The organism is Enterobacter cloacae complex sp. 277I4 (assembly GCF_050031465.1).
Taxonomy (GTDB): Bacteria; Pseudomonadota; Gammaproteobacteria; order Enterobacterales; family Enterobacteriaceae; genus Enterobacter; species Enterobacter cloacae.
This window is the reverse complement of record NZ_JBLGWC010000001.1, coordinates 3,105,576-3,118,935: the sequence shown is the minus strand read 5'-3', so window position 1 is coordinate 3,118,935 and position 13,360 is coordinate 3,105,576. Positions and strand designations below refer to the sequence as shown.

Here is a 13,360-nt window from a genome sequence, read left to right as displayed (position 1 = left end):
CCAGCATCTGTACAGGCTAATTTCCAAAAACGCGAGCGAAATCGAATAGCCGGTTTTTTAACGTTTTAATCTTGTGAGGAAAAACGTTAATATAAAGCCAATTATCACTCAGTAGCGTTATCCCTATTCTGGAGACATTCCCTTTGATCAACGTCCTTCTTGTTGATGACCACGAACTGGTGCGCGCAGGGATACGACGCATTCTTGAAGATATAAAAGGTATTAAAGTTGCCGGTGAGGCGTGCTGTGGCGAAGATGCCGTTAAATGGTTCCGCACCAATTCAGCCGATGTGGTGCTGATGGATATGAACATGCCCGGTATCGGTGGGCTTGAAGCAACACGCAAAATCGCGCGTACCTTTGTTGACACAAAAGTCATCATGCTGACCGTACATACCGAAAACCCGCTTCCTGCGAAGGTGATGCAGGCAGGGGCGGCAGGTTACCTCAGTAAAGGCGCCGCGCCGCAGGAAGTGGTGAACGCGATTCGTTCCGTCTTTGCCGGCCAGCGTTACATTGCTTCCGACATTGCGCAACAAATGGCGCTGAGCCAGATTGAGCCGGAGAAAACCGAATCTCCGTTTGCCAGTTTGTCTGAGCGTGAATTGCAGATTATGCTGATGATCACCAAAGGCCAGAAGGTAAATGAGATCTCGGAGCAACTGAATCTCAGCCCGAAAACGGTGAACAGCTATCGTTATCGGATGTTCAGTAAACTGAACATCCACGGTGATGTTGAACTGACTCATCTTGCCATCCGTCATGGTCTGTGTAATGCGGAGACGTTATTAAGTCAGTGAGTGATGTATTTGATTCAAAAGCATTTCTGAAAACCGTGACCAGCCAGCCTGGCGTTTATCGCATGTATGACGCTGGCGGTACGGTTATCTACGTGGGGAAGGCGAAAGATCTCAAGAAACGCCTCTCCAGCTATTTTCGCAGCAACCTTGCCTCCCGTAAGACTGAAGCGCTGGTCGCGCTTATCCAGAATATTGATGTCACCGTCACCCATACGGAGACAGAAGCACTCCTGCTTGAGCACAACTATATTAAGCTCTATCAGCCGCGCTATAACGTTCTGCTGCGGGATGATAAATCCTACCCGTTTATTTTTCTGAGCGGCGATACCCATCCCCGGCTCGCGATGCACCGTGGTGCGAAACATGCGAAGGGTGAATACTTTGGGCCGTTTCCTAACGGCTATGCCGTGCGTGAGACGCTGGCGCTGCTGCAAAAAATCTTTCCTGTTCGTCAGTGCGAAAACAGTGTCTACCGTAACCGCTCGCGCCCGTGCCTTCAGTACCAGATTGGCCGCTGCCTGGGGCCCTGCGTCGCCGGGCTGGTGAGTGAAGAAGAGTACGCGCAGCAGGTTGAGTACGTGCGCCTGTTTTTAGCCGGTAAAGACGATCAGGTCCTGACCCAACTGATTGCCCGTATGGAGAAAGCCAGCGCCGCGCTGGAGTTTGAAGAGGCCGCGCGCATACGTGACCAGATTCAGGCGGTGCGCCGGGTGACGGAGAAACAGTTTGTTTCGAACACCGGTGACGATCTCGACGTGATCGGCGTTGCCTTTGATGCCGGTCTTGCCTGTGTGCATGTGCTGTTTATTCGTCAGGGCAAAGTGCTCGGCAGCCGCAGCTATTTCCCTAAAGTACCAGGCGGTACGGAGCTGGGTGAAGTGGTTGAAACGTTTGTCGGCCAGTTTTATCTGCAGGGGAGCCAGATGCGCACGCTGCCGTCGGAGATCCTGCTTGATTTTAACCTTGCCGATAAAACCCTGCTGGCCGATTCCTTATCCGAGCTGGCGGGACGCCGGGTGAATGTCCAGACCAAACCGCGCGGCGACCGTGCGCGTTATCTGAAGCTGGCGCGTACCAATGCCGCGACAGCGCTCAGCACCAAACTTTCCCAGCAGTCGACGGTGAGCCAGCGTTTAACGGCTCTGGCGACGCTTCTGAAATTGCCGGAAGTGAAACGCATGGAGTGTTTCGACATCAGCCATACCATGGGGGAGCAGACCGTTGCCTCCTGCGTGGTGTTCGATGCGAACGGTCCGCTGCGTGCTGAGTATCGTCGCTATAACATCACCGGCATCACCCCGGGGGATGACTATGCGGCAATGAATCAGGTGCTGCGTCGTCGCTATGGTAAAGCCATTGAAGAGAGCAAGATCCCGGATGTGATCCTGATTGACGGCGGGAAAGGGCAACTCGGCCAGGCGAAGGCGGTCTTTGAATCCCTGGATGTCAGCTGGGATAAAAACCATCCCCTGCTGTTGGGGGTGGCAAAAGGGGCCGATCGTAAAGCCGGGCTGGAGACGCTGTTCTTCGAGCCGGAAGGTGAGGGCTTTAGCCTGCCGCCGGATTCCCCGGCGCTGCATGTTATTCAGCATATTCGCGATGAGTCACACGATCACGCCATTAGCGGTCACCGTAAAAAACGGGCGAAGGTGAAAAACACCAGCACGCTGGAGACCATTGAAGGCGTTGGGCCAAAACGTCGCCAGATGCTGCTGAAGTATATGGGCGGATTGCAAGGATTACTCAACGCCAGCATGGAGGAAATTGCAAAAGTGCCGGGTATTTCGCAAGGGCTGGCAGAAAAGATCTACTACTCGTTGAAACATTGAGGGCTCTGTAGCAACATAGAGCTAAATTTTACTGACAACAAATAGTTACCGTCATTATGCAATATAACATCCCTACGTTGCTCACTCTCTTTCGCGTCGTGCTTATCCCGTTCTTTGTACTCGCGTTTTATCTGCCGTTTGTCTGGGCCCCTTTTGCCTGCGCGCTGATTTTCCTGGTTGCGGCGGTCACCGACTGGTTTGATGGCTATCTGGCGCGCCGCTGGAACCAAAGCACCCGTTTTGGTGCTTTCCTCGATCCGGTGGCCGATAAAGTGATGGTGGCTATTGCCATGGTGCTGGTGGCTGAACATTACCACACCTGGTGGGTGACACTGCCAGCCGCCACCATGATTGGACGTGAGATCATCATCTCTGCACTGCGTGAATGGATGGCTGAACTGGGTAAACGCAGCAGCGTGGCGGTATCCTGGATCGGTAAAGTGAAAACCACCGCGCAAATGGCGGCGCTGGTCTGGATGCTGTGGCGTCCGAACGCCTGGGTTGAGTGGGCGGGAATCGGCCTGCTGTGGGTTGCCGCGGTGCTGACCCTGTGGTCAATGCTGCAATATTTGAACGCGGCGCGAGGAGATTTGCTTGAACAGTGATCGTTTCGCCGTAATTTTCAGCAAACGATCCGGGGATGCAAAAAATAACGTTGACTCATCACGTCATATCAGTAGAATGCAACGCATCGAACGGCGGCACAGTTAGCCGGACGATAATGAAATCAAGTGGTTAGCAGTTAACTTGATGACATGCGGGAATAGCTCAGTTGGTAGAGCACGACCTTGCCAAGGTCGGGGTCGCGAGTTCGAGTCTCGTTTCCCGCTCCAGATTAAAGACATGCGCAATAGCGGGTGTCAGTTTAAAAAGTTTTACGGCGCGTTAGCAAAGCGGTTATGTAGCGGATTGCAAATCCGTCTAGTCCGGTTCGACTCCGGAACGCGCCTCCACTTTCTTCCCGAGCCCGGATGGTGGAATCGGTAGACACAAGGGATTTAAAATCCCTCGGCGTTCGCGCTGTGTGGGTTCAAGTCCCACTCCGGGTACCATGGGAAACAAAGAATAATCAAAGCAATAAGCAGTGTCGTGAAACCACCGAAAGGTGGTTTTTTTGTGTCTGAAATTTGCTTTTCCTGGTATTAATGCAAGAGTGGTTGCAAAAAATAAGGCGGATTAACCGCCCTGGATTAGACTGTAACGCGCTCGTTCCATGCGTCCGAGTATTGGACATTCCCGTCGCAGTACTTCCAGGTGATACGCTCATAGCGGAGCTGTATACCTTCGTTGTGATTGTGTATCTGTAATGCTGGCTCTTTGCAGTTATGCATAACGGGGTTAATACTGACTACCCGGACGTTTTCAAGCAACATATTGAAGTATTCAACTTCTTGTCCTGCATCGTTGATTTTATACCATTTTATCTCTGCGCTTTTTAGCGTCTGGCCAGTTGCTACCGCTTTGTAGAAGTACGGACTCGAGCTATCAAACTCTTTTTCGATTACGAGAGGCGCATGGAGGCGCGTACCGGTTATTTTGCCCGTCCCGTTATCGGTCGGAACCAATAAGCCGTGGCTAAAGGAAAGCACTTCAATGCTCCCTTCACGATCTAAAATATCAACAGATCCTTTGATATCCGCACCAGCGTCATCCTTAAGCCATAAGTAAGCAGGAATAGCCATTTCAAAAACTCCTTTTTGATGATTAAACGGTCATTAACGGCTAAAACTGGATAGCGCGTAATACAGATTGTGCCATTGGTGATTGAAATGAAATTACGTTACCTATTGATATTAATAATAAAAATATTAAATTGATCTCGGGCGATATACACAATCTCAATTACTTTTATGTTGCCTGCTTTAAATGGCTACAGAGATCAAGGATGGCATGTATACCAATTTACCCACCCCGTGGGCTGGAGATTTTACGGGAACACATCAGACTCGCGAGAGCACGGTGTGAAGTGCAGGACATGGCCGCTCCGCTAACGTATATCTGGTTTTATCAACGAGTCAGAAACGGTGGGCCGTGGGATTACAAACAAAAAAATCGACTCTGGGCTGATTTTGGTAACTTTCATTTCGGGGCAGTGGGCTATGCTGCTTGCATTCCAGCAGAAATTTTACATATGGCCGCTGGTGCGGCGCAGTGGAAAGCGGGCACATCAAGAAAAGAATGGGGAAATTTCATGCAAGGCCCACCGTTCGGCGATGACCCGATTGATCAGTTCTGGATAAAACAGGGAATAGACTATGCTAAACAGCACCACTTTTAGAGTGCTGCATTGGACCGCCACGGTGATTATGGTCGTTATGATCGCGATGTACTGCTATTTACAGCATATTCAGCGCTTAACTGTGCGAGACAAGCTTTACGAGGTTCGTCAGCTCACTCCACGGACGTGGCTATATATTACTGAATACGCAGAACCGGACACGACAACAGGGGACGTATACCGCTATTTTTTGGCGAGCAAGTTTGACGGCGATCCCCTGGAGGGACTCGAAAAGCAGCACATTGCTCCCACGCTTACAGCGAACACGCCACGAGCAAAAGTTGATGGAATCGGAAATAACATCTCTTTCACCGTTCACGGCACCGTATACGACTTTACGACCTCCGCATTTTTTTATGATGCTGAGGGGATAGCGGTTGCGCCATCGGTCGATTTAACTGCTCGCGGTGAAGGCTGGGATAAAGGGAAATTCAACAAATAAATAATGTTGGCGCGCTCTGCTGTTCAAGAAGTTAATGACCAGCCTTTGACATCACACCCCGCCCAAATACGCCTTCCTCACCTCCTGATTCCCCAGTAACTCCTCACCGCTGCCGCTCAGGCGGATCTGCCCGTTAACCATCACGTAGCCGCGGTCAGAAAGTTTCAGCGCGTGGTGCGCATTCTGCTCCACCAGAAAAATGGTCATCCCGTTGCGGGCCAGTTCGCGCAGCGTCTGGAAGATCTGTTTCACCACAATCGGCGCCAGGCCGAGGCTGGGTTCATCCAGAAGCAGGAGTTTAGGGCGGCTCATCAGCGCCCGGGCGATAGCCAGCATCTGCTGTTCCCCGCCGGACATGGTCATCGCGCGCTGTTTACGCCGCTCTTTGAGGCGAGGGAAGAGGTCAAACATGGTGTGCATATCTTCCGTTGCAAACTGGCTGCCAATGGGGATGGTCCCCATCAGCAGGTTCTCCTCCACGGTCATATCGGGAAAAATACGTCGTCCTTCCGGCGCCTGGGCAATGCCTTCGGAGGCGACATAGTGGGTCGATTTATGGCTAATGTCCTCTCCGCAAAACACGATCTGACCGCTGCGAATACGCGGCTGGCCGAAGATAGACATCAGTAATGTCGATTTACCCGCGCCGTTAGCGCCTATCAGTGCCACGGTCTCCCCTTTGTTTACTTCAAGGGTTACCTGTTTCAGCGCCTGGATCACGCCGTAAAACACGTCCACCTCGCGAAAGGCCAGCATCGGTTCGCTCATAGATTGACCTCGCTTTCTTCGGTGCCCAGATACGCGGCGATCACTTTTTCATCATGCTGGATCTGCTCGGGTTTTCCCCTGGCGATGACGTCTCCATGGTCGAGCACAATGATGTCGTCCGAAATCTCCATCACCATTCCCATATCGTGTTCAATCAACAGTACCGTAATACCGTGGTGGTCGCGCAGAAAACGGATGATGTTGCTCAGCTTGTGCGTTTCAACCGGGTTGAGCCCGGCGGCGGGTTCATCCAGACAGATCATCTCTGGTCCGGTGCACATGGCGCGCGCGATTTCCAGACGCCGCTGCTGGCCGTAGGACATCTCGCCCGCCAGGCGATTGGCACACTCCACAAGATCCACCACCTCAAGCCAGTAAAAGGCCCTGTCCAGGGCGTCGCTCTCTGCCCGTCGGTAAGCGGGGGTATTGAGGATCCCGGCGAGCAAATTACGGTTAACGCGCATATGCTGTGCGACCAGCAGGTTTTCCACGACCGACATCTCGCGGAACAGACGAATGTTCTGGAAGGTGCGTGCCAGCCCGGCGCGGTTAACCAGATGCGTCCCGCCAAACATCTTATAGAAAAGGCGCTGCCCCAACTGTGCAGGGTGAATCCAGTCGTCCGGCTGGAATTTTTGCCCGAGTACCTGAATGACGTTGGTCGTTCTGTTGCGTGCATTAAACAGAATGTTCCCGCCGGACGCTTTATAGAAGCCGGTCAGGCAGTTAAAGACGGTGGTTTTGCCAGCGCCGTTTGGGCCGATAAGGGCGGTAATTGAACCGCGCTGCACGTCGAGATTGACGTCATTAAGCGCCTTGATCCCGCCAAAATGCATCATCAGGTGCTCTACGCTTAATATCGTTCCTTTCATGGCGCCACGCCCTTACGCACGGCAAACCCGCTGCGGTTAATGCGGATCAACCCGCGCGGACGCCAGATCATCATCACCACCATCAGCATGCCAAACAGCAGGACGCGATACTCAGCAAAGCTGCGCAACAGCTCGGGTGTCACGGTGAGCACAAAGGCTGCCAGCACGACTCCGAGCGTAGAGCCCATGCCGCCCAATACCACGATGGCGAGGATCAGCGCAGATTCAAAAAAGGTGAATGAGGTTGGATTCACAAAACCCTGATAGGTGGCAAAGAACACGCCCGCAATCCCGGCCGTTGACGCGCCCAGCGTAAAGGCCGAAAGCTTAACCAGCACATGGTTGAGGCCCATGGAGCGGCAGGCGATTTCATCTTCCCGCAGGGCTTCCCATGCCCGGCCAATTGGCATTCGTGTCAGGCGATGCTTGATATAAAGCACCAGCAGCACCACCAGAAACAGCACCGCGTAAATAAAGATAAACTTCATATTCGGGTTGTACGTCAGATGGAAAAACTCATGAAATGGCACGCCACCTTCTTTGGCGCGTCGACCAAACTCCAGTCCGAAAAACGTAGGCGGTGGGGCTGACACGCCATTAGGCCCGCCGGTGAAGGTTAGCCAGTTGTTCAGCACCAGACGGATAATTTCCCCGAACCCGAGCGTCACAATCGCCAGGTAGTCGCCATGCATGCGCAGCACCGGGAAGCCGAGCAGAGCACCGGCGGCAGCGGCCATAATTGCCGCCAGCGGCAGCATGCTCCAGAATCCGAGTCCCAGATATTGATACCCCAACGCCAGCCCGTAAGCGCCGATGGCGTAGAAGGCGACATACCCCAGATCCAGCAGTCCGGCCAGACCCACGACGATATTCAGGCCGAGGCCGAGCAGGACGTAAATCAGCCCGAGGATAGCAACCGTCAGCAGGTATTTGGTGGCGACAAACGGGAAGCAGATCGCAAGGGCGATCGCCAGAGGAATAACCCAGCGCAGACGGCTTTTGTATTCCGGCGGGCGAACATATACCCCCGCGCTGTCGGCTTCGAACCGCGCCTGAAAACGGGCCCCGGCAGCGGTACTTAAAAAAGCGCTCAGCAGAAAACGCCCAACCATCACCGTGCCAACCATCCAGGCCAGGCGCTGTCCGGCAAAGTTAAAGCTATATCCGTCCAGCACCACGCCCGCAATCGGGCCAAAAATAATCAATGCGATCAGCCCGGAAAACATCGCGTCCAGCAGGCAGCGCTTGAGGGAGAAACCGTGTGATGTCATCGTTCTCTCCTTCACACTTTGGCCACGACAGGACGGCCCAGCAGCCCCTGAGGGCGGAAAATCAGGATCATGACCAGCAGCCCAAACGAGAACACATCTTTGTAGTCCGAGTTCACCATGCCGGAAAACTGAGCCTCGGCCACCCCCAGAATCAGCCCGCCGAGCATCGCGCCGGGCAAAGAGCCGATCCCTCCTAGCACCGCGGCGGTAAAGGCTTTGATACCAATCACAAACCCGACGTAGAAATCAAAGGTGCCGTAATTCATGGTAATGAGCACCCCGGCCAGACCGGCCATTGCCGCGCCGATGACAAATACCAGAGAAATAATCCTGTCGGTATTTATCCCCAGAATGGAGGCCATTTTTCGATCCTGTTGTACCGCACGACACATGCGTCCCAGCCGGGTATGGCTGATAATCCAGGTGAGCAATAGCATCCCGGCGAAGGAGGCGACCAGAATGAATACTTTGGTATAGGTAATCTGCACGAACCCCTCTCCCAGATGCAGACGAATCACGCCGTCCAGCATGGTGGGAACCCCTTGCTGACGCGGCCCCTGGCTCAGTTGCGCGTAATTTTGCAGGATAAGCGACATGCCGATGGCGGAGATCAGCGGCGCCAGACGGGTGGAGTTGCGTAGCGGTTTATAGGCAATGCGCTCGATGGTCCAGCCATACACTCCGGTGACCACGATGGTGAATACCAGCGTGCCGAGGATCAGTAGAGGGAACGACTGCAGGCCGAAGAAGGAGAGCAGCGCCAGGCCAATCGCGCAGAGATAGGCAGAGATCATATACACTTCGCCGTGGGCGAAGTTAATCATGCCGATGATGCCGTACACCATCGTATAACCGATGGCGATGAGTCCGTAGACGGAGCCCAGCGTTAAGCCATTAATTAACTGTTGCAGGAAGAATGTACTCATCTTAGCGCGCTCTTTATAACGGCCGCACAAACCGCGCAGCCTGATGTGTTGTTTGCGTCGGCAGGCGGCCCTGCCGACGTTGAGCGTGACTCCGTCCCGTTACGGCACTTCCTTATACTTTCCTTTGTCGTCCCACTGATACACCACGTAGTCAGAGACTTTCAGATCGCCTTTGCTGTCCCAGGCTTTTTTGCCCATCACCGTATCGACGGAATTAGCCTTCAGCCATTCGCTGGCTTTGGCTGAGTCCTTGCCGCCCGTCGCCTTGAATGCCGCGGCGATAGCCTGCACGGAGGCATAGGAGTAGAGGGTGTATCCTTCCGGTTCGAATTTACCGGCGCGGAATTTCTCAATTACCGCTTTACCGTCCGGGATCAGGCGCGGATCTTTACCGAAGGTCATATAGATGCCGTTGGTATATTGGGGGCCTCCCGCCGCGGTCACCATCTCTTCGTTGACAATACAGTCGCCGGAGAAGAATTTTGCCTGCACGCCCTGTTCACGCATCTGGCGAACCAGCGGGCCGGCTTCTGGGTGACAGCCCCCGAAGAAGACGACGTCCGGTTTTTGCGCCCCAATTTTGGTGACCAGGGCGTTAAAGTCTTTTTCACCGCGGGATAACCCTTCGTACATTACGTCCTGCACGCCGCGTTTTGCCAGTGCGGCTTTGGTGGCGTCCGCCAGCCCCTGACCGTAGGTGTCTTTGTCGTGAATGATCACCACCCGTTTGGCTTTCAGCTTGTCGATAATGAAATCGCTGGCGACCTGACCCTGCTGGTCATCGCGGCCGCACATGCGGAACATATCGCTCATACCGCGCTCGGTAATCTGCGGGTTGGTGGAGCCAGGCGTGATGGCGATGATCCCCGCGTCGCTGTACACCTCAGAGGCGGGCATGGTGGACGAAGAGCAGAAATGACCGACCACCGCGTTGACCTTATCCTGGTCGACTAAACGGTTGGCGACGGCAACGGCCTGCTTGGGCTCGCAGGCATCATCTCCCTGAACCAGCTTAATTTTTTCACCGTTGATCCCGCCTGCGGCGTTAATGTCCTCTGCTGCCTGTGTTGCGCCATGCCAGTACTGATCGCCGTAGGTGGCATTGGGGCCTGTAAATGGCCCGGCCACGCCAATGACAATATCTGCCCGGGCGGAAAATGCCGTCACCAGACAACCGGCCAACACAAGAGAAAGAGGAGTTCTGATTAATTTCAGCGACATTATTGTGTTCCTTAGCAATGAGGTTTTTGCACCACGGTGTAAACCCGAACGCCCGACGGCGCAGCCAATCAAAAACACGAGCGAGAAAAATGATTTTACGAACAAGATACGGTCAGCATCCTGCTTAATACGGCGAGGTTTCCATGCGCAGTGTCGCGTGCTGAAGATTAAGCAAAATCGTTGCCAGAATGGTTAACCTGTTGACGGCGTTGCGACATGTTGAGTATAGAGCGCCGTTGTACGCAGCCTTGCGGGACGCACTGAAATTACAGCGGAGATCACATCTCGTTAACAATAAAGCCCATAAGTTGTGCAAGGGTCACGATTTGCACGTTTTTGCAGCAATAATTCCCGTAACTTCCGCCGGGAAAGGCGTACGATATGTGCTAGGATCCTTTCCTTTTTGATCAGGAGTGTCAGCAATGACTGAAGGCCCATTAAATGAAAGCGAAATGGCGTGGCTGGAAGAGACGTTAATGTCTTACGGTCATGACGATGCGTCCGTGATTGACGTGTCCGAACTGGACGGCATGCTTACGGCAGTGCTTTCCGGCCCCGTGGTTGTCGAGCCAGACACCTGGCTGGTGGCGGTATGGGGCGGCGAGAAATATATCCCGCGCTGGAAAAACGATCGAGAAATGAACCGTTTTATCGATCTCTGCTTTAAGCATATGAACGACATTGCTGAGCGCCTGAGCGAATACCCGGATCAGTTTGAGCCGATGTTTGGTTATAACGACGTGGACGGCCAGAGCTACACCGTGGTGGAAGAGTGGTGTTATGGCTATATGCGCGGCGTGTCGTTGACCGACTGGTCTGCACTGCCAGAAGAGCTGAAAGCGGATCTGGATGTCATCGCGCTTCACGGCGCAGAAGAGAACAGCGAGAAGCTGGACGCGTTGAGCGAAGAGGAGTACATCGCCAGCATTGAGCGTATCCAGCCAGCGGCGCTGCGTTTATACGACTACTGGTCTGCTAACCCACAGCAACCGGAAGCGAAGAAACCGATTGTTAACGGCACAAAGGTCGGGCGTAACGATCCGTGTCCGTGCGGCAGCGGGAAGAAGTTTAAGAGCTGTTGCTTACACTGATAAAAAAGGGGCTGTTGATAGCCCCTTTTTTTTACCCCACTTCCGGCAGCATTCCCGCCGCAATCAAAAATTGCACCAGAATAATGACGACCCCGCAGGCAAACACAATGCACAGCAGCGGCTTTCCACCTGCCACCCGGTACCCTTGCCGGGCATGCTGTTGGCGGCTCTTCCACGCCAGCAGAGAAGGGAGCAGCAGGGCAAGGATGGATAGAGCCACCCCCGCATACCCCAGCGCCATGACAAACCCGCGCGGGTAGAAGAGGGCAAAGGCCAGCGGAGGCAGGAAGGTGATCGCCCCTGTCTGTAAGCGGCCGGTGACGGAATTGCGACGCTGGAACAGATCTGCCAGATAATCAAACAGACCGAGCGCCACGCCCAGGAAGGAGGTGGCCAGCGCCAGATCGGCAAACAGATGCACCGCCAGCTCAACGTGTGGAGAAGTTACCACTTCACGCAGCGCCAGCAAGAAACCGTTCAGACCGGCGTGTTCCGCCATCAAGCCAATAAAGGTGGAAGAGTCGATACTGCCCAGCGTCACCAGCTGCCAGAAAATGTAGGCAATCAGCGGGATGGCGCTACCGATAACAAACACGCGGCGAAGCTTGCGAATATCACCGTTCATGTAGCTGACAATGCTTGGCACACTGCCGTGGAAGCCAAATGAGGTAAAAATGACCGGGATCGCGGAAAGCGCCAGGCCTTTTTCCAGCGGCAGCGTCAGCAGGTTGACCTTATGAACATGCGGTGCCAGCAGAACCAGCATCACAATCAGAAAAAGAATTTTGGCGCTGAATAAAAAACGGTTAAACAGATCGACCAGCGAGGTGCCCACACAGACTACGCCGCCGCCGATGAGCGTAAAGAAGATGGCCCCCTTCGCTGGCGTAATGTCAGCACCGAACCCGTCGTTGACGCTGGAAGCGATCAATTCCCCGGCACCGCTGATATACGCAGCGGTCAGGGCGTACATCAGAAACATCATGCTAAAGCCGGTCACCCACTGTCCGTAACGGCCCAGATAGCGTGCCGCAAGCGAACCCAGCCCGGTATCGGCGGGGACGTGCTGATAAACCTCAAGCAGCAACAGCGCGGTGTAACACATTAATGCCCAGAGCGTACCCAGTAGCAGTAATGTCATGCCAAATCCGACGCCCGCGGCGGCCAGCGGCATCGCCAGCATTCCTGCGCCAATCGTCGTTCCGGCGACGATAAAAATACTTCCCAGGGTTCTGTTTTTCACGCTTTCCTCTACAACGCTTCACGATCGCGACAAAATCTGCGGCGCAGAGTAAGGGAAAAGCCGTATTTCGTCAAATCACCGTTACAAGAAGTGTAACTTTAACTTTACGATTTTAGCCGGGCGAGGCTCTTCAGGTAACTCTCTGATCCTTCGGAGGTGTAAGGCTACTTCATAAGGACAATAGGATCGCGTGAAAATCAGGCGTAATTTAAACAAAAATTGCAAAACATAAAATAAAATGAGGGTCTGATGGCGGGGGAAAATCCATTCACAGCGGCCTGGAGCCGGGGAGGCAATTTGCTATGTCACGGCCACTGGATCATCAGCTGGCAGAATACGGCGCTGACGTTGCCGGAATCCCGACGTGAAAAGGATATGGGCACATGGGCGATTTATTCGATTATCGATCCTGAGGATGAGACCTTTGCACAGGGGTTAAAAGAGGATGAGTGGATAATCGAAAACGTGGACTGGCTGACGGATTTATTCTTCGACGCCGGGATCCCGCTTGAGGCGGCAAACTACCGGTACTTTTTCCAGGCCGTAAATCCGCATGACTGGCGCTGCACCAGTTGCGCAGGTTGCATGTAAAAAAATACGGCGCTGAAAGTCAGCGCCG

Annotated in this window: 14 protein-coding genes and 3 tRNA genes; 10 read left to right on the top strand and 7 right to left on the bottom strand. The window is 53.7% G+C overall.

The genetic code is table 11. The features are described from left to right. The first annotated feature begins 143 nt into the window (after nucleotides 1–143). The 6 genes from uvrY to ACQG19_RS15110 all read left to right on the top strand — a co-directional run bounded on the left by uvrY (nucleotide 144) and on the right by ACQG19_RS15110 (nucleotide 3,681). Complete coding sequence (gene uvrY / locus ACQG19_RS15135) at nucleotides 144–800, top strand: UvrY/SirA/GacA family response regulator transcription factor (protein ID WP_426725929.1); 657 nt, start codon at nucleotides 144–146, stop codon at nucleotides 798–800. Then, nucleotides 797–2,629, top strand: coding sequence for an excinuclease ABC subunit UvrC (gene uvrC / locus ACQG19_RS15130; RefSeq protein ID WP_013096027.1), 1,833 nt, complete (start codon nucleotides 797–799; stop codon nucleotides 2,627–2,629). The genes uvrY and uvrC overlap by 4 nt, the downstream gene beginning before the upstream one ends. 56 nt (nucleotides 2,630–2,685) lie before the next feature. After that, on the top strand, nucleotides 2,686–3,234 hold the full coding sequence (pgsA, locus tag ACQG19_RS15125; protein WP_013096028.1) for a CDP-diacylglycerol--glycerol-3-phosphate 3-phosphatidyltransferase: 549 nt from the start codon (nucleotides 2,686–2,688) through the stop codon (nucleotides 3,232–3,234). 152 nt (nucleotides 3,235–3,386) lie between these two features. After that, nucleotides 3,387–3,462, top strand: a tRNA-Gly gene (locus ACQG19_RS15120). Nucleotides 3,463–3,508: 46 nt separating this feature from the next. Next, a tRNA-Cys gene (locus ACQG19_RS15115) sits at nucleotides 3,509–3,582 on the top strand. Between the two features lie 12 nt (nucleotides 3,583–3,594). Beyond that, nucleotides 3,595–3,681: transfer RNA gene (locus ACQG19_RS15110), tRNA-Leu, on the top strand. Nucleotides 3,682–3,819: 138 nt separating this feature from the next. On the opposite strand, the gene ACQG19_RS15105 is transcribed toward ACQG19_RS15110, so the two are convergent. Then, nucleotides 3,820–4,311, bottom strand: a complete 492-nt coding sequence (locus ACQG19_RS15105) for an Hcp family type VI secretion system effector (RefSeq protein ID WP_058660517.1) — start codon at nucleotides 4,309–4,311, stop codon at nucleotides 3,820–3,822. 293 nt (nucleotides 4,312–4,604) lie between these two features. Between ACQG19_RS15105 and ACQG19_RS15100 the strand changes: the two genes are divergently transcribed. Together ACQG19_RS15100 and ACQG19_RS15095 are read left to right on the top strand one after the other, a co-directional pair. Next, on the top strand, nucleotides 4,605–4,907 hold the full coding sequence (locus tag ACQG19_RS15100; protein WP_226834736.1) for a polymorphic toxin type 44 domain-containing protein: 303 nt from the start codon (nucleotides 4,605–4,607) through the stop codon (nucleotides 4,905–4,907). Continuing rightward, nucleotides 4,885–5,349 (top strand): hypothetical protein, encoded by a 465-nt coding sequence (locus ACQG19_RS15095; RefSeq protein ID WP_029882582.1) that lies wholly within the window; start codon nucleotides 4,885–4,887, stop codon nucleotides 5,347–5,349. The genes ACQG19_RS15100 and ACQG19_RS15095 overlap by 23 nt, the downstream gene beginning before the upstream one ends. Before the next feature lie 51 nt (nucleotides 5,350–5,400). On the opposite strand, the gene ACQG19_RS15090 is transcribed toward ACQG19_RS15095, so the two are convergent. From ACQG19_RS15090 to ACQG19_RS15070, 5 genes are all read right to left on the bottom strand, one after another. Continuing rightward, a complete protein-coding gene (locus tag ACQG19_RS15090) occupies nucleotides 5,401–6,117 on the bottom strand; it encodes an ABC transporter ATP-binding protein (RefSeq protein ID WP_013096030.1) in 717 nt (238 codons plus the stop codon). Continuing rightward, complete coding sequence (locus tag ACQG19_RS15085; RefSeq protein ID WP_161669116.1) at nucleotides 6,114–6,989, bottom strand: ABC transporter ATP-binding protein; 876 nt, start codon at nucleotides 6,987–6,989, stop codon at nucleotides 6,114–6,116. The genes ACQG19_RS15090 and ACQG19_RS15085 overlap by 4 nt, the downstream gene beginning before the upstream one ends. Beyond that, nucleotides 6,986–8,260 (bottom strand): high-affinity branched-chain amino acid ABC transporter permease LivM, encoded by a 1,275-nt coding sequence (livM, locus tag ACQG19_RS15080; protein ID WP_014832446.1) that lies wholly within the window; start codon nucleotides 8,258–8,260, stop codon nucleotides 6,986–6,988. Before livM ends, ACQG19_RS15085 begins: the two co-directional genes overlap by 4 nt. 11 nt (nucleotides 8,261–8,271) lie before the next feature. Next, complete coding sequence (locus ACQG19_RS15075) at nucleotides 8,272–9,186, bottom strand: ABC transporter permease subunit (RefSeq protein WP_020687620.1); 915 nt, start codon at nucleotides 9,184–9,186, stop codon at nucleotides 8,272–8,274. A gap of 99 nt (nucleotides 9,187–9,285) precedes the next feature. Next, on the bottom strand, nucleotides 9,286–10,407 hold the full coding sequence (locus ACQG19_RS15070) for a branched-chain amino acid ABC transporter substrate-binding protein (RefSeq protein ID WP_029882586.1): 1,122 nt from the start codon (nucleotides 10,405–10,407) through the stop codon (nucleotides 9,286–9,288). Nucleotides 10,408–10,829: 422 nt separating this feature from the next. Here ACQG19_RS15070 and ACQG19_RS15065 point away from each other — a divergent pair, with 422 nt between their 5' ends. Next, nucleotides 10,830–11,498 carry a YecA family protein gene (locus ACQG19_RS15065; protein WP_029882587.1) on the top strand — a complete coding sequence of 223 codons (669 nt, stop codon included), beginning with the start codon at nucleotides 10,830–10,832 and terminating at the stop codon, nucleotides 11,496–11,498. A 31-nt stretch (nucleotides 11,499–11,529) separates the two neighbouring features. On the opposite strand, the gene tyrP is transcribed toward ACQG19_RS15065, so the two are convergent. Beyond that, entirely contained in the window at nucleotides 11,530–12,741 is a 1,212-nt protein-coding gene (gene tyrP, locus ACQG19_RS15060) for a tyrosine transporter TyrP (RefSeq protein ID WP_013096036.1), read from the bottom strand. A 249-nt stretch (nucleotides 12,742–12,990) separates the two neighbouring features. On the opposite strand from tyrP, the gene ACQG19_RS15055 reads away from it, so the two are divergent. Further along, the gene (locus tag ACQG19_RS15055) at nucleotides 12,991–13,332 is read left to right on the top strand and encodes a hypothetical protein (protein ID WP_013096037.1); all 342 of its coding nucleotides are present in this window, start codon (nucleotides 12,991–12,993) and stop codon (nucleotides 13,330–13,332) included. Nucleotides 13,333–13,360 lie beyond the last annotated feature (28 nt).

Bases quoted from the DNA above. Each gene is read 5' to 3' on its own strand.
- pgsA (WP_013096028.1), top strand. From the start codon at position 2,686: ATGCAATATAACATCCCTACGTTGCTCACTCTCTTTCGCGTCGTGCTT.
- ACQG19_RS15105 (WP_058660517.1), bottom strand. From the start codon at position 4,311: ATGGCTATTCCTGCTTACTTATGGCTTAAGGATGACGCTGGTGCGGAT.
- ACQG19_RS15100 (WP_226834736.1), top strand. From the start codon at position 4,605: ATGGCCGCTCCGCTAACGTATATCTGGTTTTATCAACGAGTCAGAAAC.
- ACQG19_RS15095 (WP_029882582.1), top strand. From the start codon at position 4,885: ATGCTAAACAGCACCACTTTTAGAGTGCTGCATTGGACCGCCACGGTG.
- ACQG19_RS15090 (WP_013096030.1), bottom strand. From the start codon at position 6,117: ATGAGCGAACCGATGCTGGCCTTTCGCGAGGTGGACGTGTTTTACGGC.
- ACQG19_RS15085 (WP_161669116.1), bottom strand. From the start codon at position 6,989: ATGAAAGGAACGATATTAAGCGTAGAGCACCTGATGATGCATTTTGGC.
- livM (WP_014832446.1), bottom strand. From the start codon at position 8,260: ATGACATCACACGGTTTCTCCCTCAAGCGCTGCCTGCTGGACGCGATG.
- ACQG19_RS15075 (WP_020687620.1), bottom strand. From the start codon at position 9,186: ATGAGTACATTCTTCCTGCAACAGTTAATTAATGGCTTAACGCTGGGC.
- ACQG19_RS15070 (WP_029882586.1), bottom strand. From the start codon at position 10,407: ATGTCGCTGAAATTAATCAGAACTCCTCTTTCTCTTGTGTTGGCCGGT.
- ACQG19_RS15065 (WP_029882587.1), top strand. From the start codon at position 10,830: ATGACTGAAGGCCCATTAAATGAAAGCGAAATGGCGTGGCTGGAAGAG.
- ACQG19_RS15055 (WP_013096037.1), top strand. From the start codon at position 12,991: ATGGCGGGGGAAAATCCATTCACAGCGGCCTGGAGCCGGGGAGGCAAT.